General features: G+C 36.6%; 28 protein-coding genes and 1 tRNA gene. 28 read left to right on the top strand and 1 reads right to left on the bottom strand.

Annotated features, from left to right (window positions below):
• Nucleotides 1-90: 90 nt before the first annotated feature.
• Nucleotides 91-1,017, bottom strand: coding sequence for a hypothetical protein (locus JST55_12545; protein ID MBS1494338.1), 927 nt, complete (start codon nt 1,015-1,017; stop codon nt 91-93).
• Nucleotides 1,018-1,727: 710 nt separating this feature from the next.
• Between JST55_12545 and JST55_12550 the strand changes: the two genes are divergently transcribed.
• The 28 genes from JST55_12550 to rpsK all read left to right on the top strand — a co-directional run bounded on the left by JST55_12550 (nt 1,728) and on the right by rpsK (nt 16,348).
• On the top strand, nt 1,728-2,078 hold the full coding sequence (locus tag JST55_12550) for an LITAF-like zinc ribbon domain-containing protein (GenBank protein MBS1494339.1): 351 nt from the start codon (nt 1,728-1,730) through the stop codon (nt 2,076-2,078).
• 76 nt (nt 2,079-2,154) lie between these two features.
• Complete coding sequence (locus tag JST55_12555; GenBank protein MBS1494340.1) at nt 2,155-3,042, top strand: hypothetical protein; 888 nt, start codon at nt 2,155-2,157, stop codon at nt 3,040-3,042.
• Nucleotides 3,043-3,078: 36 nt separating this feature from the next.
• The gene (locus tag JST55_12560) at nt 3,079-4,065 is read left to right on the top strand and encodes a hypothetical protein (protein MBS1494341.1); all 987 of its coding nucleotides are present in this window, start codon (nt 3,079-3,081) and stop codon (nt 4,063-4,065) included.
• Nucleotides 4,066-4,196: 131 nt separating this feature from the next.
• A complete protein-coding gene (gene rplB / locus JST55_12565) occupies nt 4,197-5,018 on the top strand; it encodes a 50S ribosomal protein L2 (protein ID MBS1494342.1) in 822 nt (273 codons plus the stop codon).
• 20 nt (nt 5,019-5,038) lie between these two features.
• Nucleotides 5,039-5,323, top strand: coding sequence for a 30S ribosomal protein S19 (gene rpsS / locus JST55_12570; protein ID MBS1494343.1), 285 nt, complete (start codon nt 5,039-5,041; stop codon nt 5,321-5,323).
• 4 nt (nt 5,324-5,327) lie between these two features.
• On the top strand, nt 5,328-5,675 hold the full coding sequence (gene rplV / locus JST55_12575) for a 50S ribosomal protein L22 (GenBank protein ID MBS1494344.1): 348 nt from the start codon (nt 5,328-5,330) through the stop codon (nt 5,673-5,675).
• Between the two features lie 249 nt (nt 5,676-5,924).
• The gene (rpsC, locus tag JST55_12580) at nt 5,925-6,569 is read left to right on the top strand and encodes a 30S ribosomal protein S3 (GenBank protein MBS1494345.1); all 645 of its coding nucleotides are present in this window, start codon (nt 5,925-5,927) and stop codon (nt 6,567-6,569) included.
• 59 nt (nt 6,570-6,628) lie between these two features.
• Nucleotides 6,629-7,039 (top strand): 50S ribosomal protein L16, encoded by a 411-nt coding sequence (gene rplP / locus JST55_12585; GenBank protein ID MBS1494346.1) that lies wholly within the window; start codon nt 6,629-6,631, stop codon nt 7,037-7,039.
• A 19-nt stretch (nt 7,040-7,058) separates the two neighbouring features.
• Nucleotides 7,059-7,271, top strand: a complete 213-nt coding sequence (gene rpmC, locus JST55_12590; protein MBS1494347.1) for a 50S ribosomal protein L29 — start codon at nt 7,059-7,061, stop codon at nt 7,269-7,271.
• A gap of 6 nt (nt 7,272-7,277) precedes the next feature.
• Nucleotides 7,278-7,571, top strand: a complete 294-nt coding sequence (gene rpsQ / locus JST55_12595; protein ID MBS1494348.1) for a 30S ribosomal protein S17 — start codon at nt 7,278-7,280, stop codon at nt 7,569-7,571.
• A 54-nt stretch (nt 7,572-7,625) separates the two neighbouring features.
• A complete protein-coding gene (rplN, locus tag JST55_12600) occupies nt 7,626-7,994 on the top strand; it encodes a 50S ribosomal protein L14 (protein ID MBS1494349.1) in 369 nt (122 codons plus the stop codon).
• 33 nt (nt 7,995-8,027) lie between these two features.
• Complete coding sequence (rplX, locus tag JST55_12605; protein MBS1494350.1) at nt 8,028-8,366, top strand: 50S ribosomal protein L24; 339 nt, start codon at nt 8,028-8,030, stop codon at nt 8,364-8,366.
• A 4-nt stretch (nt 8,367-8,370) separates the two neighbouring features.
• Nucleotides 8,371-9,039 carry a 50S ribosomal protein L5 gene (gene rplE, locus JST55_12610; GenBank protein ID MBS1494351.1) on the top strand — a complete coding sequence of 223 codons (669 nt, stop codon included), beginning with the start codon at nt 8,371-8,373 and terminating at the stop codon, nt 9,037-9,039.
• Nucleotides 9,040-9,058: 19 nt separating this feature from the next.
• On the top strand, nt 9,059-9,328 hold the full coding sequence (gene rpsN, locus JST55_12615; GenBank protein MBS1494352.1) for a 30S ribosomal protein S14: 270 nt from the start codon (nt 9,059-9,061) through the stop codon (nt 9,326-9,328).
• Between the two features lie 48 nt (nt 9,329-9,376).
• Entirely contained in the window at nt 9,377-9,775 is a 399-nt protein-coding gene (gene rpsH, locus JST55_12620) for a 30S ribosomal protein S8 (protein ID MBS1494353.1), read from the top strand.
• 29 nt (nt 9,776-9,804) lie between these two features.
• A complete protein-coding gene (gene rplF / locus JST55_12625; GenBank protein ID MBS1494354.1) occupies nt 9,805-10,344 on the top strand; it encodes a 50S ribosomal protein L6 in 540 nt (179 codons plus the stop codon).
• A gap of 30 nt (nt 10,345-10,374) precedes the next feature.
• Nucleotides 10,375-10,746, top strand: coding sequence for a 50S ribosomal protein L18 (locus JST55_12630; protein ID MBS1494355.1), 372 nt, complete (start codon nt 10,375-10,377; stop codon nt 10,744-10,746).
• 48 nt (nt 10,747-10,794) lie between these two features.
• Nucleotides 10,795-10,865, top strand: a tRNA-Gln gene (locus JST55_12635).
• 43 nt (nt 10,866-10,908) lie between these two features.
• Nucleotides 10,909-11,424: a 30S ribosomal protein S5 gene (gene rpsE / locus JST55_12640; GenBank protein MBS1494356.1), complete on the top strand. Its 516-nt coding sequence runs from the start codon at nt 10,909-10,911 to the stop codon at nt 11,422-11,424.
• Between the two features lie 20 nt (nt 11,425-11,444).
• Nucleotides 11,445-11,627: a 50S ribosomal protein L30 gene (rpmD, locus tag JST55_12645; protein ID MBS1494357.1), complete on the top strand. Its 183-nt coding sequence runs from the start codon at nt 11,445-11,447 to the stop codon at nt 11,625-11,627.
• 89 nt (nt 11,628-11,716) lie between these two features.
• Nucleotides 11,717-12,406, top strand: a complete 690-nt coding sequence (locus JST55_12650) for an outer membrane beta-barrel protein (GenBank protein MBS1494358.1) — start codon at nt 11,717-11,719, stop codon at nt 12,404-12,406.
• A gap of 126 nt (nt 12,407-12,532) precedes the next feature.
• Nucleotides 12,533-13,030: a 50S ribosomal protein L15 gene (gene rplO / locus JST55_12655; GenBank protein ID MBS1494359.1), complete on the top strand. Its 498-nt coding sequence runs from the start codon at nt 12,533-12,535 to the stop codon at nt 13,028-13,030.
• Between the two features lie 4 nt (nt 13,031-13,034).
• On the top strand, nt 13,035-14,372 hold the full coding sequence (gene secY / locus JST55_12660) for a preprotein translocase subunit SecY (protein ID MBS1494360.1): 1,338 nt from the start codon (nt 13,035-13,037) through the stop codon (nt 14,370-14,372).
• 6 nt (nt 14,373-14,378) lie between these two features.
• On the top strand, nt 14,379-15,140 hold the full coding sequence (map, locus tag JST55_12665) for a type I methionyl aminopeptidase (GenBank protein ID MBS1494361.1): 762 nt from the start codon (nt 14,379-14,381) through the stop codon (nt 15,138-15,140).
• A gap of 21 nt (nt 15,141-15,161) precedes the next feature.
• Entirely contained in the window at nt 15,162-15,380 is a 219-nt protein-coding gene (gene infA / locus JST55_12670) for a translation initiation factor IF-1 (protein ID MBS1494362.1), read from the top strand.
• Between the two features lie 8 nt (nt 15,381-15,388).
• Nucleotides 15,389-15,502: a 50S ribosomal protein L36 gene (gene rpmJ / locus JST55_12675; GenBank protein ID MBS1494363.1), complete on the top strand. Its 114-nt coding sequence runs from the start codon at nt 15,389-15,391 to the stop codon at nt 15,500-15,502.
• 34 nt (nt 15,503-15,536) lie between these two features.
• The gene (rpsM, locus tag JST55_12680; GenBank protein ID MBS1494364.1) at nt 15,537-15,917 is read left to right on the top strand and encodes a 30S ribosomal protein S13; all 381 of its coding nucleotides are present in this window, start codon (nt 15,537-15,539) and stop codon (nt 15,915-15,917) included.
• 44 nt (nt 15,918-15,961) lie between these two features.
• Complete coding sequence (gene rpsK / locus JST55_12685; GenBank protein ID MBS1494365.1) at nt 15,962-16,348, top strand: 30S ribosomal protein S11; 387 nt, start codon at nt 15,962-15,964, stop codon at nt 16,346-16,348.
• The last annotated feature ends 50 nt before the right edge of the window (nt 16,349-16,398 follow it).

A 16,398-nucleotide genomic window follows, 5' to 3' on the forward strand; every position in this document is an offset into this window, starting at 1 on the left:
TTATTAAGCAGGTTATATATAAAAAGGGCGGAGATGAATTTCAAAAAATCATCTCCGCCTTTTTTTATAATCTTTTACTGAGTAAAAAAATTAAAAGCTTGCTTTATATTCTAAACTTACGGCAAACTTTCTTGTTAAGCCGTCGGGGCGGGAAGTTCTGGATTTCACCGGGGCGCCAAAGCTCAGCTCAACTGCATTCTTTCTATCTATTGAGTAAACTAAAAATAAATTCCCGTTAAGGGTAAGACCCTGTGAGCCTTCAATGCTGTACTCTATGCCCGTTCTATCAGTAAACTTATCGTCCGATAAATGATAGATCGGAAGAATGGCGGGAATGATTTTAAAACTCCCATTTCCCGCACTGAATGTATAGGATGCGCGCACCAATACATCTCCGCTTCTTTTATAATTATTTGTTGTCTGATAATTTTTTGCATCAGAGCCTGCGGGGTAAAGGTCTGTAAAAAATTGATTTTTATTTTGGCTCAAGGGCTGCTGAAAAGCTGCCATGAATTGAAAATTTTCATGGGAGTGATTTATGCCTGCAATAATATCTAGCGTACCCAGGCTTACCTGATATGCCATAGGAAGCGGAATACTGTTTATCGTTGAGTTTCCGTCGGTAAAAGGAATTTTCAATCCAAGTGTTAAGCCTGTGCCTGCGCCAATTGAATTATTTACGCTGATAAATCCGTCTGCAGCCCCGCTTACGCTGCCTATATCTCCTTTTACAGCGCTGTATAAAAATTTACCTGTAATACTAAAGTTTTTGTTTATGTTTCGGGTATATTCCAAATAAGGGGAAACAACGTTTATTCCATTCTCTCCCTTGCCGTATGATATTCCTGCTGATAAATTATTCTGCAGAAGGTCCCCGTTCTGCTCATCGGGCTTTAATGAATGTATTGTGCAGAAGCCTGCATCGCTGCATCCCTGCGCCTTCGCTTTATCAGCAGATGTAAGAAATGAGAATGCAAAAAAAATGAAAAATAAAAACAGGATTGTTTGTGATTTCATGAGAAGAGTTTTTTTAAAGCCTTAACTTTAAAAATACAAAATTAGTTCGCAAGTTGCATGTTAAGATTCATGTTAAAATGCAGGTGTTGATAAGGGCTTGAGCATGGAGGGAATTAGTTTACAAATAGTGAGATAGTGTTACAGACCTGACAGGATTAAATCCTACACGGCGGACTGTCAGGTCTTTTTGTTAACCACCCTCCCGCAACAAGTGCGGGACAGGCTCTTCCCCCTCCTTAGAAAACTAGCAGTTATCAAGTCCCGCTTTAGCGGGAAGGAGGGGGGATTAGCCGTTAATGATTGGGGAAAAAATAAATTTCTCACAATATAATTTTCTCATTTTATTCCGTTTCAATTCGTATCATTTCGTTTCATTTTATTTCATTTATCGGATAAAGTTAAACAAAAATTTCTTGTAAGCATTCTTATCAAGCCCCCTCCTCTTTTTGAGGAGGGGGGAAGGGGGCGGTATCATTAAAATACCTCACCCCTAACCCCTCCAGATAAATCTGGACAAGTCTCCTTCGTAAGGAGAGGGGAATAAGTAGGTTCATGTGTTAACCCCACCCTTAAGGGTGGGGTTACGGTAGCTCGCGTGTGGCATCCCCCTCCTTTTTGAAGGAGGGGGACTGAGGGGGCGGTATCATTCTTCCCCTCTTTCCCATTTATTTTTATAAAATTTTAGGGCAAATTATGGAATAAATAAAATTATGGAAACAGATATTAAGCCAACTCCCCAGAAGTTAGCAGAGTATTATCATACGAACAGGCAATATTTTGATGAGCTTGCAAAATATTATTTTGAGCATGATAAAGAATTTTATCAGATAAATATTTATCCTCTCTATTCAACCTTATCTCAAGGTCAAATTACATGTCCCTTTTGTAAGCAAAATGTTTTTCCTTTACGCTGGAGTAAAACTTCTACCTCGGGAATAATAATGATAGTAGTAGGTCTAATATTCACTCCCGTATTAATCGGAATTTTATTTATTTATTTGGGTACTACTATGAAAGACTATACTAGTGTTTGCCCTAACTGTAAATGTAAACTGGGATAATCGTGTCTGAATTGTTCTTAAAGGCAACTACATTAGAGTACGATTTTTAAGAACTTAAAAACAGTAAAAACTGAATATGATCGAATCTTTTATAAAAAGCTTACTAAATAAATCTGAAGAACTTAGCAAAGAAATTTGTTACTTACTCACTAAGTATTCGCAAATAGACATTCATTTTAATTCAAACTCTTTTCTTATATATCTTGGACCAGAGAACAAATGGAAAAAATTAAATTCTGAAGGGATAAAGATTCAGAATATTATTTACAAAGAATATAATAACTTTAAAAATTTATTGTTGTTTCTATTTGAGGACTTACCTGAAAATTATCTTAGAGAATTTAAAGAAGTTGATGAACAAATTTTAGAAATTATTTCACAGAGTAACAATACTTATTTTAAAACTATTGATGAGACAGCAGTATCTGTAATAAAATATTTTAACGTCATAATATCATTACTTACTCCATTAGAAAGCGCTCAATCAAAAAGCTATCTATTAATTCCAGATACAAATGCTTTTTTAATTAATCCAGACATTGAGAATTGGAAATTTGAAGCTTTTAAAAATTTTACAATAATACTTGTTCCAACCTTACTAAAGGAATTAGATAAGCATAAGATGTCTCATAATCGACAGGAAGTAAGGGACAAAGCTACAAAAATTATAAACAAGATTAAGGAATACAGAAGAAGGGGTAAATTAATAGAAGGAGTTATTTTTGTAAAAAATAAAATCGATTTAATTGGAATTGCTACAGAACCAGATTTCAATAAAACTTTAATGTGGTTGGATCAAAAAAATGATGACGATGTTTTTTTGGCATCTACATTGGAGATTATTAAGCACTATTTACACTCAATAGTTATAGTTGTTACAAATGATTTAAATTTACAATCAAAATGTGAACTTGCAAATGTGCCGTATTTAGAAACTCCTATAGATTTAAAAATTACAAAATAGTTTTAAAATTAATATTAAATTATAAAATTTTAACAGATGAGAATTGCTTTTGTTGGCTTAAGTTCACCAAGCGGTTATTTCTACGATCATAAAAAAAAGCTTTTTAAAAATTCTGAGTGGAAATGGAACCCAGTTTTAGAATCTCCAATAGGTATTTCAACACTATATGATGAAATATGGTTCTTTCATGAGGCTTTGTGTCCATACTCTATGAGAAAAGAAAATTATGTGAAATTTCTTAACTACGAGAGCGATTTTTGTGATAAGATTAAAGAAATTCAACCTTATTTTACATTTAATACTTCCTTTGAATCACAATTAACAGAAAATTTATTAAATATAAATTACAACTCTAACAACTCGCTAAGGGAAGTCATAACAAATATTACTGGATTAGATTTAAGTAAATATCCTTTTGATAATCATAGCCACACAATCAAATTCCCCAATGGAATTGAGGCATATGGAGATTGTTGGAGATTATCTAACGTAGGTATTGATTTGTTAGTAAAAGAGAAGTTAATTCAGTTAAATCCTTCCCACAGTATAGAATTAATTACAAATTCGTACACAACCCAGTGCTTTTCAAATGTCCAGTTGAGATATAATAATGAAATAGAGATAAAAACCTCGCATAAAATTTTAATTAAAAGAATTCCAGAAATTCACAGAATCGAAGGCCCCATTCTTAATAGAATAGATATACTAAGGGAAAACAAATATGTGGGAGACTTTAGAGATAAAGTTTCTAACTCTAAGTATGATTACAATACTGAAGAAGTCGATCAAATTGTAAGTAAAATAGAAATAGAATTTGAAAATTATAGAAATGAAATATTATTAAACAAGCATAGAGAGGCAAGCGTATTTAGTTCAATATCGTCCACTGTCATGTGGTTGGCAGAAAAACTAACTTCTAAAGTTCCAATTAAAAAAATAGCTGATTTTGTGGGTACTTTTGAAACTCGAAGAATGAATTGGGCTGCATTTATGGCGGAATTAGAACAAAGTAAAAACAAATAAATTAGAATACGTAGGAATTCCGTCCTCCCCCACAACTCCTTACCTTGACTTTTTAAAGCATTATGCGTAATTTGTAGCTTGCCCAAAAAAGCATCAATTTATTAGTTTAAACGATATAATTTTCGACTATAATGGCACTACGTAAATTAAAACCGACAACACCGGCGACGAGATACTACAGTATTTCATCATTTGACGAAATCACGAAATCAACTCCTGAGAAGTCACTTTTAGCTCCTTTGAAAAAATCGGGCGGAAGAAACAATTTAGGACGCGTTACTTCAAGATTCAGAGGCGGCGGTCACAAAAGAATGTACCGTATCATCGATTTCAAGAGAAACGTTGAGGGAACATCAGAAGTTATGTCTATCGAGTACGACCCGAACAGAACAGCTAGAATAGCATTAATAAAGAACGAAGACGGCTCAAAATGTTATATAATTTCACCTGACGGCTTAAAAGTCGGTGATAAATTAGAGTGTTCGGCAGATGCTGACCCGAGAATGGGCAATACAATGCCGGTTGTAAACATTCCTTTGGGCTCATTTATCCACAACATCGAGTTAAAGCCCGGAAAAGGCGCGCAAATCGCAAGAAGCGCAGGAACTTCCGGTCAAATCATAGCTAAAGACGAAGCATACACACAGGTAAAGATGCCATCAGGCGAAGTAAGATTAATAAAGAACGAATGTAAAGCCACTATCGGCACAGTCAGCAATCCTGAGCATTTCAATATCAGCTGGGGTAAAGCAGGCAGAAGCAGATGGAAAGGCAGAAGACCACACGTAAGAGGTGTTGCAATGAATCCGGTAGATCACCCGATGGGCGGCGGTGAAGGTAAAACTTCAGGCGGCGGACATCCTGTATCTCCATGGGGATTACCAGCAAAAGGCTACAAAACAAGAAAGAAGAAGAATCCTTCTAATAAATTCATCGTTAAGAAAAGAAAGTAATTTTTATAATTTTTTAGATAATGTCAAGATCACTCAAAAAAGGACCGTTTATTGATTTTAATCTCGCTGATAAAGTTGAGAAATTGAATCAAGGCAATCAGAAGAAAGTACTAAAAACCTGGGCAAGGTCATGCACAATCTCGCCGGATTTCGTAGGTCATACTTTCGCAGTGCATAACGGAAATAAGTTCATTCCTGTATATGTAACCGAAAACATGGTAGGTCACAAGCTTGGAGAATTCTCACACACGAGAACATTCAGAGCTCACTCAGGCCAGAAAAAAGACGAAAAGGGAGGCAGATAATATAATGGAAGCAAGAGCAATTAAAAGATATATCGGCTCATCACCGAGAAAAATGAGATTAGTTGTTGATTTAGTAAGAGGCAAGAATGTTGAAGAAGCAAACTCAATCTTAAAATTTTCCACAAAGCACGCTGCAGTAGTAGTTAACGCTACATTGAACTCAGCTTACTCCAATTTAGTAAATAAAATGGATACAGGAAGATTAAGCAAGAATGAAGTTGTTGTAAAGGAAGCGTTTGTGAATGAAGGACCGAGAATGAAAAGAGTTTTACCTGCTCCTCAGGGAAGAGCGTACAGAATCCAGAAAAGATCTGCTCATCTCACATTAGTAGTTGAAGAAGTTACAAAATAACCATTAATGTTAATTGGACCGTCTCATCCGCGTTCACAGTGACATTAAAAATAATTACAGAGAAAAAAGTTTTACAAATAGTTTTATAGTTGTTAAAAGAGGGCGTTGATTTTTTCACGTTCTCGTTGAGATGTTGAAAATCCCGATTTATCGGGACGAAGCGTCGCAACGAAAAGGTCCTCACGCAGAAGCGTAGGAACCAGAAAAAAAGGTTTAGTTATTTTAAAAAATTAATTTTTAGGAGTAAATTTGGGTCAGAAGACACACCCCGTTGGATTTAGGCTTGGAGTTATCAATACCTGGGATTCAAACTGGTATGATGAAAAAGGCACCTTTGCTGCCAAGTTAAAGGAAGATTCAGTTATCCGTAACTATCTTAAGAAGAGACTTGAAAAGGCAGGTATTGCCAACATAATGATTGAGAGAACCCTGAAAAAAATAACTCTTAACATCCACACATCACGTCCGGGATTCGTTATCGGCAAAAGCGGTAAGGAAATAACCCAGCTTGAAAGTGAAGTTAAGAAAGTTACCAACAAAGAGGTAAAGATTAACGTTGTTGAAATTAAGAAGCCTGAGCTTAGCGCAGTGCTTGTTGCAGAGAATATTGCTCAGCAGCTTGCAAACAGAGTTTCTTTCAGAAGAGCTATGAAAGGCGCAATCACTTCTACTATGAGAATGGGCGCTGAAGGTATTAAAGTTATGTGCGGCGGACGTTTAGGCGGCGCTGAAATCGCAAGAAGCGAGCAGTACAAAGAGGGTAGAATTCCTCTTCAGACTCTCAGAGCTGATATTGATTACGCTTCAGTGACTTCACATACAATTTACGGTGCTATCGGTGTGAAAGTATGGATTTGCAAAGGCGAGAAGCTTACAAAGAACCAACAGATCTAATTTTTACTTTATACAACAACAATAGAATAATTACAATATAACCACAGGAGATTTTTTATATGTTAATGCCAAAAAGAGTTAAGTTTAGAAAAGCGCACAGAGGGAACAGACGCGGTATGGCAGGCAGAGGCAATCAGGTTGCATTTGGCGAATTCGGTTTGAAGAGCATGGAAGCAATCTGGATTACTGACAGACAGATAGAAGCAGCGAGAATTGCAATGACAAGACACATGAAAAGAGACGGAAAAGTATGGATAAGAATATTTCCGGATAAACCTGTAACAAAGAAACCCGCAGAAACACGTATGGGTAAGGGTAAAGGTGCTCCAGAATTCTGGGTAGCAGTAGTTCAGCCCGGAAAGATAATGTTTGAGATTGGCGGCGTATCAAGAACAATTGCTGAAGAGGCATTAAGACTTGCAGCTCATAAATTACCGAGCAAAACAAAATTTGTAACAAGAATAGACTAAAAGTTTAATAATAATCACAATGAAAACATTTCAGTTAAGAGAATTATCGGAGAAGGATTTACAGATTACTTTGAAGAATAATGTAGATGCGCTTGAGAATTACAGATTCCAGCATGCAACAGGACAGCTTGAAAATTACAAGGCAGTGGCTAATGCAAAAAAGACAATTGCCAAAGTAAAAACTCTTTTAAGAGAGAAAGAATTAAACATTAACAACAAAAAGAAGAAATAATAGAATATGAGCGAAGAAGTCAAAAACTCAGCAGAGGTAACTGCATCTAAAAGAGGTTCAAGAAAGACACGTATCGGTAAAGTAACAAGCAATAAAGCCGATAAGACAATTACCGTTGCATTTGAGATTAAAGTGAAGCATCCGATATACAAAAAGTTCTTTAAGAAGACAACAAAGTTTGCTGCTCATGATGAAAAGAACGAATGCTCTATTGGCGATACAGTGAAAATAATGGAAACCAGACCTTTGAGCAAATCGAAGAGATGGAGACTTGTTGAAATAGTCGAAAAAGTGAAATAGGTTTTTAACTGAAAAAATTTAACACGAAAATTTACTACTTAATACCTTAATACAATGATACAAGAAGAATCAAATTTAGTTGTTGCCGATAATTCCGGAGCGAAAAGTGTAAGATGCATCAGAGTACTTGGCGGTTCCGACAGAAGATATGCCGGAGTAGGCGATATAGTCGTTGTATCCGTTAAATCAGCTATACCGGGCGGTACTGTAAAAAAGGGCGAAGTTTCCAGAGCTGTAATAGTAAGAACAGCAAAAGAAACAAGAAGACAAGACGGTTCATTCATTAAGTTCGATGAAAATGCAGCAGTACTTATCAATGCCAACAACGAGCCAAAAGGTACACGTATCTTCGGACCTGTTGCAAGAGAGCTCAGAGATAAGGCATTCATGAAAATTATTTCATTAGCCCCTGAAGTGATTTAAGTAATTCTAATAAAGATTTTAAAACAAAAAATTATGGCTTTCAAGACAAAGTTAAAGAAAAACGATATGGTTAAGGTTGTTGCCGGCAATGGACGCGGAACGACCGGTAAGATTTTATTTATTAACAGGGAAAAAGGAAGAGTTATTGTTGAAGGTGTAAACATTATGCATCGTCATACAAAAGCTTCACAAAAAAATCCTCAAGGCGGAATTGTAAGAAGAGAAGCACCGATAAATATTTCTAATGTAATGTTGTTAGATAAGTCGGGTGAAACAACAAGAGTAGGAACAGAATTGATAAAGGATGAGAAGACAGGTAAAGTAAGAAGAATGAGAAAAAGCGTTAAATCAGGCGAAATTTTAATTAGTTAAAAAAATGGCAAAGACAAAACAAGATAGAAAAAAAGACGACGCAGCTCCTAAAAAAGGAAAAGGCGGTGATCAGGGAAATAAAGCTGATGCAAATTTTGTTGAGGAAAAAGTCCCTGTAAGAATGAAAAAATCTTACGAGGAAAAAGTTATTCCTGAGCTTGTTAAAAAGTTTGGTTACAAAAATAAGATGCAGGCTCCGAGATTAGAAAAGATCTGTTTGAACATGGGTGTTGGTGATGCAGTAAGTGATTCAAAGTTAATCGATGTTGCAGCTAAAGATATGGAAGCAATCATCGGACAAAAACCTTCAATAGTTAAAGCAAGAAAATCAGTTTCTAACTTCAAGCTTAGAGAAGGCATGCCAATCGGTGTAAGAGCTACTTTAAGAAATGCTAGAATGTATGAATTCTTAGACAGATTCATAAACATTTCTGTTCCGAGAATCAGAGACTTCAAAGGCTTAGGCGATAAAAGCTTTGACGGAAGAGGAAACTACACATTAGGTATTAAAGAACAGGTTATATTCCCTGAAATAAATGTTGATAACGTTACAAAAATATTAGGTATGGACCTTACATTTGTAACAAGCGCAAAGACAGACGAAGAAGCACTGGAATTATTGAAACAGTTAGGAATGCCGTTTGTAAAAAGAGAAACAGCAGCTAAACAATAAAGTTTAATTATATTTTTTTATGGCAAGAAAAGCATTAATTGCAAAACAAAACAGAAGACTGGAAATCGTTGCGAAATACGCAGCCAAGAGAAAAGAGCTTAAGGAAAAAGGTGATTATGCAGCCTTAGCAAAACTGCCGAGAGACAGCAGCGCTACAAGACTTCATAGCAGATGCAACGTTACAGGAAGAAGCAGAGCTTACTACAGAAAGTTCGGCGTTTCCAGATTAGTACTAAGAGAGCTGGCTCTTCAAGGGAAGATTCCCGGAGTAACAAAAGCAAGCTGGTAGTTTATTATATTTTAAAAATTTTTCGTAAGGTATACAGGAGATATTAATATGTCAATGTCTGACCCAATCGCAGACTATCTAACAAGAGTAAGAAACGCGATAAAAGCAAGAAAAAGAACCGTGGAAATCCCGGCTTCAAAATTCAAGAAAGCAATTTCAGATATTTTGAAGAATTCTTACTTGATAACAGATTACAATGAAGGCGAAGCTGAAGCAAACAGAAGCGTGCTTACTATTCAGTTGAAATATGCTGACGGTGAAAGCGTTATCCAGGGCTTGAGAAGAATCTCAAAACCCGGCATCAGAAAATATGTAAGCGCTGAAAATCTGCCAAGAGTAAGAAACGGTTTAGGTATAGCAATTATATCTACATCAAAGGGTTTAATGACTGATAAGAAGGCAAGAGAATTGAAAGTCGGCGGCGAAGTAGTTTGCGAAATCTGGTAATCTTTAAAGTTTAAAAAAAGAATTTTTACATGAGCAGAATAGGAAAAAAACCGGTAACAATCTTAAATGGAGTTAAGATTAACCATACCGATAATAAATTGGAAGTTTCCGGACCAAAAGGAAATCTTTCAATGGAAATGGATAGCAATATTTCCGTTGCAATAGAAAACAACGAAGTTACATTCACAAGAAAAGATAACGTTGGAAAGAACAGAGCTCTTCACGGATTATACAGAGCTTTGATGCAGAACATGGTAACAGGCGTAACCGAAGGCTTCAACAGAAAGCTTGACTTAGTCGGTATCGGTTACAGAGCTGAGTTAAAAGGAGAAACACTCGTAATGATGCTCGGATATTCACATCCGATAGTATTCAATGCGCCTCCCGGAATTAAACTAGAACTTCCTACACCTACATCTGTAGTTGTATCAGGAGTTGATAAACAGATGGTAGGACAAGTTGCAGCGAAGATAAGATCATTCAGAGAGCCGGAGCCTTACAAAGGAAAAGGAATAAAGTACAGCGATGAAGTTGTAAGAAGAAAAGCAGGAAAAACTGCATCTAAATAATTAAAATTTTAGAGTTAATAACTAATATATATGAACAGTTTAGTAGCAGCAAAAAAAAGAAGAGCAAGGGTAAAAGCCCAGATTAGAAAGAAGATTTCCGGCACTGCCGAGAAACCAAGACTTGTTGTTTACAGAAGCCTGAACGGAGTTTCAGCACAGTTAATCGATGATTTAACAGGAAACACTCTCACATCAATTTCTTCAACAGCGAAAGATGTTGCAGCAAAATTGGATGGTGTTAAAGGAAAAGTTGGTAAAAGTAAAGAAGTTGGAAAAGCGCTTGCAGAAGCAGCTAAATCAAAGAATATTTCTAACGTAGTTTTTGACAGAAACGGCTATTTGTATCACGGAAGAGTGAAAGCATTTGCCGATGGAGCCCGCGAAGGGGGTTTAATTTTTTAATTAATTTTTGTATTTTTAAAGGATTATTTAGAATTAGCCTTTTTTTCCTCTCGGGTCGTCTAATGGCAGGACAACGCCCTTTGGAGGCGCATGTGGAGGTTCGACTCCTCCCCTGAGAACAAACGATAACAAGAACAAAGAATTTTTAATACTTAATTTTTAATGGCAAAACCTAGAAAACAATACAAAGCAGGTGAATCCGAACTAAAAGAAAAGTTAGTTAACATCGGAAGAGTTGCGAAAGTAGTAAAAGGCGGAAGAAGATTCAGTTTTTCTGCTGTAACAGTAGTTGGTGACGGTAAAGGCACAGTTGGTATCGGTCTTGGAAAAGCAAACGAAGTAACAGATTCTATCAAGAAGAGTGTTGAAGATGCAAGAAAGAACGTAGTACAGGTTCCGGTAAGCAGAGGCACAATTCCTCATGATATCATTGGTAAATACGGCGCAGCAAAAGTGCTTCTTAAACCAGCAGCACCCGGTACAGGAATTATCGCCGGCGGTGGTGTAAGAGCAGTATTGGAATCAGCCGGAATACAGGATGTTTTGACAAAGCTTCAGGGCTCATCAAATCCTCACAACGTAGTAAAAGCTACTATGAATGCACTCATTTCATTGAAGGATGCAAAGGCAGTTGCGAACTTAAGAGGAATTACATTAAGCGAACTTTTTGCTAACTAAAACGTAAAAATTACACAGCGATGTCGACATTAAAAATAACACAGATAAAAAGCACGATAGACAGAATAGAGAATCAGAAGAGAACGATGGAAGCGTTAGGTCTTGGAAAAATAAACAGAACAGTCATTAAAAATGATACACCCCAAATAAGAGGTATGCTTACAAAAGTAAACCATCTTGTTAGAGTAGAAGAGGTGAAATAATACGAGTGTAGTCCACCGTTGACGGACTATTATTTAAGAAGTAATATTCCTTGTGTCAAAGCAGGGAGTAAAAATCGAAAGGAGAAAAAATGTCAACTTTTAAAAAAATTTCTTTACTATTTGTAGCATTGTTCTTTGTAGCTTCAACCACATTCGGTCAAGCTAACAAAGGATGGGACGGAACCAAACCAGAAGTATGGAAAGGTTCAAAGTCATGGCAGTTCACATACACACCATTCCAATCAGATCTTGGCCAGGTTTATGCCGGTACAGCTGATGGAGTAAGAATGGGTGGCGTTGGCTTCAGATATTTCGTAAGCAACGACTGGTCTTTAACATTCGGTGTTGGTTTTGGAACTTCCAGTTCAACAACAAACGATACAACAAAAACTTCTGCAACTAACTTCGGTGGTTCAGTAGATTTTGATTATCACATGAAATCTATGTACAGCGTTGCTCCATACATTGGCTTAAACGTTAATGTTGGATCAAGAAGCACAACAGATGACAGAACAGCAGGTCAAGGTGCAGCTTTCCAAAGAAAGTTCTCTACATTGACATTCGGCGCTGGTGTTAACGTTGGTTTTGACTGGTACTTCACACCTGGTATGTCTTTAGGTGGAAAGTATACATTATCTTTCAACACAACAGGCGCTCCGGAAACAACAGTAACACCATATGCTAATGGTGGAGCAGGAACTTCAGTAATTACAAAAGGTCCTTCTACAACAGGCTTTGGTACAGGTATTATGAGTGTGATCTTAAACGTACACTTCTAATATTTAGAAAATTAGATTTATAAAATTCCTCTGTGATGAAGAATCACGGAGGAATTTTTTTGATTTTATATAGTTTAGTAAATATTTCTCGAAAATTTCAATCATCATAATAAATTCGCAAGATTAATGGATATTCTAAGTAACTTAAAATACGCTGAAGGTTCAAGAAAAAACAAAAAAAGAGTCGGACGAGGACAAGGTTCAGGTCACGGTGGCACCTCAACAAGAGGTCATAAAGGTCAAATGTCAAGAGCCGGTGCAAAGCACAGAGATTGGTTCGAAGGCGGACAGATGCCTTTATTAAGAAGAGTTCCTAAAAGAGGTTTTAAAAACCATAACAGAACTGAATACTTAACAATAAATTTAGGTGAATTACAAAAACATATCGATAAGGGTAACTTCTCTTACGATAAAATTGACCTTGCTTTATTGTTAGAAAACAGAGTTATCAGCGGAAGAAATAAGCCGCTAAAGGTTTTAGGCAACGGAGAGTTGAAAGCAAAAATTGAAATCACTGCTAATTCCTTCAGTAAATCAGCTATTGAAAAAATTGAAAAGAATGGCGGTAAAGCTATTGTGATTGAATCAGAAAAGAATACTGTAAAGACGGAGGCAAAGCAATAACAGTATGAGCGGATTTGTCGAGAATATAAGAAATATATTTAAAATCGAAGAGTTAAGAACCCGCATTCTTTTTACTATTGGTATTTTAATAGTGGTCAGAATCGGCGCTCACATTACTCTTCCGGGTATCGATGTTGCTGCCTTAACGGAAGCATCAAAGAACCAATCAGATAATACATTATTCGCACTTTATGATATGTTTGTGGGCGGCGCTTTCAATAAGGCTGCTATCTTTGCTTTAGGTATTATGCCTTACATCAGCGCATCGATTATCATTCAGCTCCTTGGAGCAGTTTTCCCTTACTTCCAGAAGTTACAAAAAGAAGGTGAAGACGGAAGAAAGAAAATAAATCAGTTAACAAGAATCGGAACTATTCCTGTAGCTATGCTTCAGGCATGGGGAGTATCGGTTCAGCTTGCAAGCAGACACGTAGGCGATAAGTCAATTATAAGTCCGGATATAACTCCGTTTATATTCACTATGTCTACTGTTATTCTTTTAACTGCAGGTACTGTATTTATGATGTGGCTTGGTGAGCAGATAACTGAGCGCGGTATCGGAAACGGTATTTCACTTATTATCTTCGTCGGTATTATCGACAGATTCCCTTACGCATTGTTTAATGAAATCGGTTTAGTTGCTTCAGGCACTAAAAACATATTAGTTGAGTTGTTATATATAGCAGGATTTGTGTTGATAATCATGGGTGTAATTGCAGTCACGGTTGCTACAAGAAAGATTCCTGTGCAGTACGCAAAGAGAGTTGTCGGGCGAAAAGTTTTCGGCGGAGTTACACAGTATATTCCAATGAAAGTGAATCAGGCAGGTGTTATGCCGATTATCTTCGCGCAGTCAATCATGTTCGTTCCTAATACATTCTTATCGTTCTTCCCGAACAATGAAGCAATGCAGAACTTAGGAAAATACTTTGATCACACAGCTTGGACATATTCAGGAATTTATGCTTTATTAATTATTTTCTTCACATATTTCTATACAGCTATTGCTTTCAATCCGAAAGACGTATCTGATAATATGAAGAAGCAGGGCGGATTTATCCCTGGTGTAAGACCGGGTAAACCAACCTCGGATTACATTGATAACATTTTAACAAAAATTACACTGCCGGGTTCAATTTTCTTAGCAATCATTGCTATCATCCCGACATTATTATACAAAGTAGGATTAGACCAGGGCTTAGCTTCATTTTACGGTGGAACAAGCTTGTTGATTATCGTTGGTGTTGCGCTTGATACATTACAGCAGATTGAATCTCATTTATTAATGAGACATTATGACGGATTTATGAAAACCGGCAAATTAAAAGCCAGAAGATACTAAGAGAATATGTCTTTGATAAAGACGGAGAAAGAAATAGATCTTATCCGTGAAGCTTGCGATGTTATTTCAAATACCTTCAGATTAATAAAGCCGTTCATAGTTGAAGGTGTTACAACAAGAGAGCTTGATATAAAAATAGAAGAGTTTATAATTTCCCAGGCAGCGTATCCGGCATTTAAGGGATATATGGTTAAAGGGAAAAGATTTCCGGGAAGCGCATGCATCTCGGTGAACGATGAAGTAGTACACGGAATACCAGGTGACAGAGTTTTGAAGAACGGTGATATAATTTCAGTAGATTTAGGCAGTAAGAAAAACGGTTACCACGGAGATTCGGCTTATACATATGAAGTCGGCGAGGTTAGCCCGAAGATAAAAAAACTTCTTAAGGTAACAAAAGAGTCGCTCTTTAAAGGTATCGAACAAGCTGTAGAAGGAAATTTTGTGAACGACATTTCCGTTGCAATTCAGAACTACGTTGAAGGAAACGGTTATGGAGTAGTAAGAGAATTGGTTGGCCACGGAATAGGAAGAAATTTACATGAAGACCCTTCAGTCCCTAATTATTATAACCCTGATAACAAGGTAAGATTAGTAGAAGGAATGGTTCTGGCAATTGAACCCATGGTAAATTACGGCAGCTTTGAAGTTTTTGTAAAGAAGGATGCCTGGACAATTGCAACACGAGACGGTCAGCCTTCAGCTCACTTTGAGCATACGATTGCAGTAAGAAAAGGTAAAGCAGAAATTTTAACACAATGGGATTAATTAAAATCCTTATATAAAAAAATGTCAAAACAAGACGCGATAAAAGTTGATGGAGTAATAACGGAAATTCTTCCGAACACCGCATTCAAGGTAAAGCTTGAGAACGGTCACGAAATACTTGCACATATTTCCGGTAAGATGAGAATGAATTACATAAGAATTCTACAGGGAGACAAAGTTACTGTCGAGCTCTCTCCGTACGATTTAACCAAAGGCAGAATAACTTACAGATATAAATAATAACCATTATGAAAGTACGAAGTTCAGTAAAAAAAATGTGTGACAAGTGCAAAATCATAAAGCGAAAAGGCGTTGTACGTGTTATTTGCACAAACCCTAAGCACAAACAAAGACAAGGGTAAACAATAAAATTTTTAAACCAAAGGAGTAATAGATTTGGCAAGATTAGCCGGTGTAGATTTACCTAAGAACAAAAGAATCCTTATCGGATTACAATCCATCTATGGAATAGGTAATTCTTATTCAAAGCAAATTCTGAAAGAAGCAGGTATTGATGAAAACAAAAAAGTTTCTTCACTTACCGATGATGAAGTAAATCAGATCAGAGCAATCATTTCAACTGTAAAGCTTGAAGGCGCTCTTCGTTCAGAAGTACAGCAGAACATAAAGAGATTGATGGATATCGGAACCTTCAGAGGAAAAAGACACAGAAGAGGTCTTCCTGTAAGAGGTCAAAGAACCAAAACAAATGCAAGAACAAGAAAAGGTAAGAGAAAAACTGTCGCAGGTAAAAAGAAAGCCGCAGCTAAGAAATAATCTTTACCTAATTACTTTATAAACTTTATAAACAAAAAATAATTTTGGCTAAGAATTTTAAAAAAGCAAAGAAGAAAGTTCACGTTGATGCACATGGTGTTGCGCACATTCAGGCAACATTCAATAATGTTATTGTAACGCTTACCGATATGGCAGGCCACACAATTTCATGGGCTTCATCAGGCAAAATGGGATTCAAAGGTTCTAAGAAGAACACACCATTCGCCGCTCAGGTTACAGCCGATTCAGCTGCTAAAACAGCTTATGATGCAGGCTTGAGAAAAGTTGAAGTATTGATAAAAGGCGTAGGCTCAGGAAGAGATGCAGCAGTACGTTCGCTTAACACTGCAGGTCTTGAAGTGACTTATATCAAAGACATTACTCCGCTTCCGCACAACGGTTGCAGACCTCCGAAGAGAAGACGTGTATAAGAAGAAGAGTTTAAGAGATATACAAGAAAGACTATAATTTTTTAATAATA

Source organism: Bacteroidota bacterium (genome assembly GCA_018266835.1).
Classification (GTDB): Bacteria; Bacteroidota; Ignavibacteria; order Tepidaquicellales; family Tepidaquicellaceae; genus JAFDZO01.

Coding starts and splice junctions, on each gene's coding strand:
- JST55_12545 (MBS1494338.1), bottom strand. CDS start 1,017: ATGAAATCACAAACAATCCTGTTTTTATTTTTCATTTTTTTTGCATTC.
- rpmC (MBS1494347.1), top strand. CDS start 7,059: ATGAAAACATTTCAGTTAAGAGAATTATCGGAGAAGGATTTACAGATT.
- JST55_12560 (MBS1494341.1), top strand. CDS start 3,079: ATGAGAATTGCTTTTGTTGGCTTAAGTTCACCAAGCGGTTATTTCTAC.
- rplE (MBS1494351.1), top strand. CDS start 8,371: ATGGCAAAGACAAAACAAGATAGAAAAAAAGACGACGCAGCTCCTAAA.
- JST55_12555 (MBS1494340.1), top strand. CDS start 2,155: ATGATCGAATCTTTTATAAAAAGCTTACTAAATAAATCTGAAGAACTT.
- rplP (MBS1494346.1), top strand. CDS start 6,629: ATGTTAATGCCAAAAAGAGTTAAGTTTAGAAAAGCGCACAGAGGGAAC.
- JST55_12550 (MBS1494339.1), top strand. CDS start 1,728: ATGGAAACAGATATTAAGCCAACTCCCCAGAAGTTAGCAGAGTATTAT.
- JST55_12650 (MBS1494358.1), top strand. CDS start 11,717: ATGTCAACTTTTAAAAAAATTTCTTTACTATTTGTAGCATTGTTCTTT.
- rplX (MBS1494350.1), top strand. CDS start 8,028: ATGGCTTTCAAGACAAAGTTAAAGAAAAACGATATGGTTAAGGTTGTT.
- rplB (MBS1494342.1), top strand. CDS start 4,197: ATGGCACTACGTAAATTAAAACCGACAACACCGGCGACGAGATACTAC.
- rplV (MBS1494344.1), top strand. CDS start 5,328: ATGGAAGCAAGAGCAATTAAAAGATATATCGGCTCATCACCGAGAAAA.
- rpsN (MBS1494352.1), top strand. CDS start 9,059: ATGGCAAGAAAAGCATTAATTGCAAAACAAAACAGAAGACTGGAAATC.
- rpsQ (MBS1494348.1), top strand. CDS start 7,278: ATGAGCGAAGAAGTCAAAAACTCAGCAGAGGTAACTGCATCTAAAAGA.
- infA (MBS1494362.1), top strand. CDS start 15,162: ATGTCAAAACAAGACGCGATAAAAGTTGATGGAGTAATAACGGAAATT.
- rplN (MBS1494349.1), top strand. CDS start 7,626: ATGATACAAGAAGAATCAAATTTAGTTGTTGCCGATAATTCCGGAGCG.
- map (MBS1494361.1), top strand. CDS start 14,379: ATGTCTTTGATAAAGACGGAGAAAGAAATAGATCTTATCCGTGAAGCT.
- secY (MBS1494360.1), top strand. CDS start 13,035: ATGAGCGGATTTGTCGAGAATATAAGAAATATATTTAAAATCGAAGAG.
- rpsE (MBS1494356.1), top strand. CDS start 10,909: ATGGCAAAACCTAGAAAACAATACAAAGCAGGTGAATCCGAACTAAAA.
- rpmD (MBS1494357.1), top strand. CDS start 11,445: ATGTCGACATTAAAAATAACACAGATAAAAAGCACGATAGACAGAATA.
- rpsH (MBS1494353.1), top strand. CDS start 9,377: ATGTCAATGTCTGACCCAATCGCAGACTATCTAACAAGAGTAAGAAAC.
- JST55_12630 (MBS1494355.1), top strand. CDS start 10,375: ATGAACAGTTTAGTAGCAGCAAAAAAAAGAAGAGCAAGGGTAAAAGCC.
- rpsS (MBS1494343.1), top strand. CDS start 5,039: ATGTCAAGATCACTCAAAAAAGGACCGTTTATTGATTTTAATCTCGCT.
- rplO (MBS1494359.1), top strand. CDS start 12,533: ATGGATATTCTAAGTAACTTAAAATACGCTGAAGGTTCAAGAAAAAAC.
- rplF (MBS1494354.1), top strand. CDS start 9,805: ATGAGCAGAATAGGAAAAAAACCGGTAACAATCTTAAATGGAGTTAAG.
- rpmJ (MBS1494363.1), top strand. CDS start 15,389: ATGAAAGTACGAAGTTCAGTAAAAAAAATGTGTGACAAGTGCAAAATC.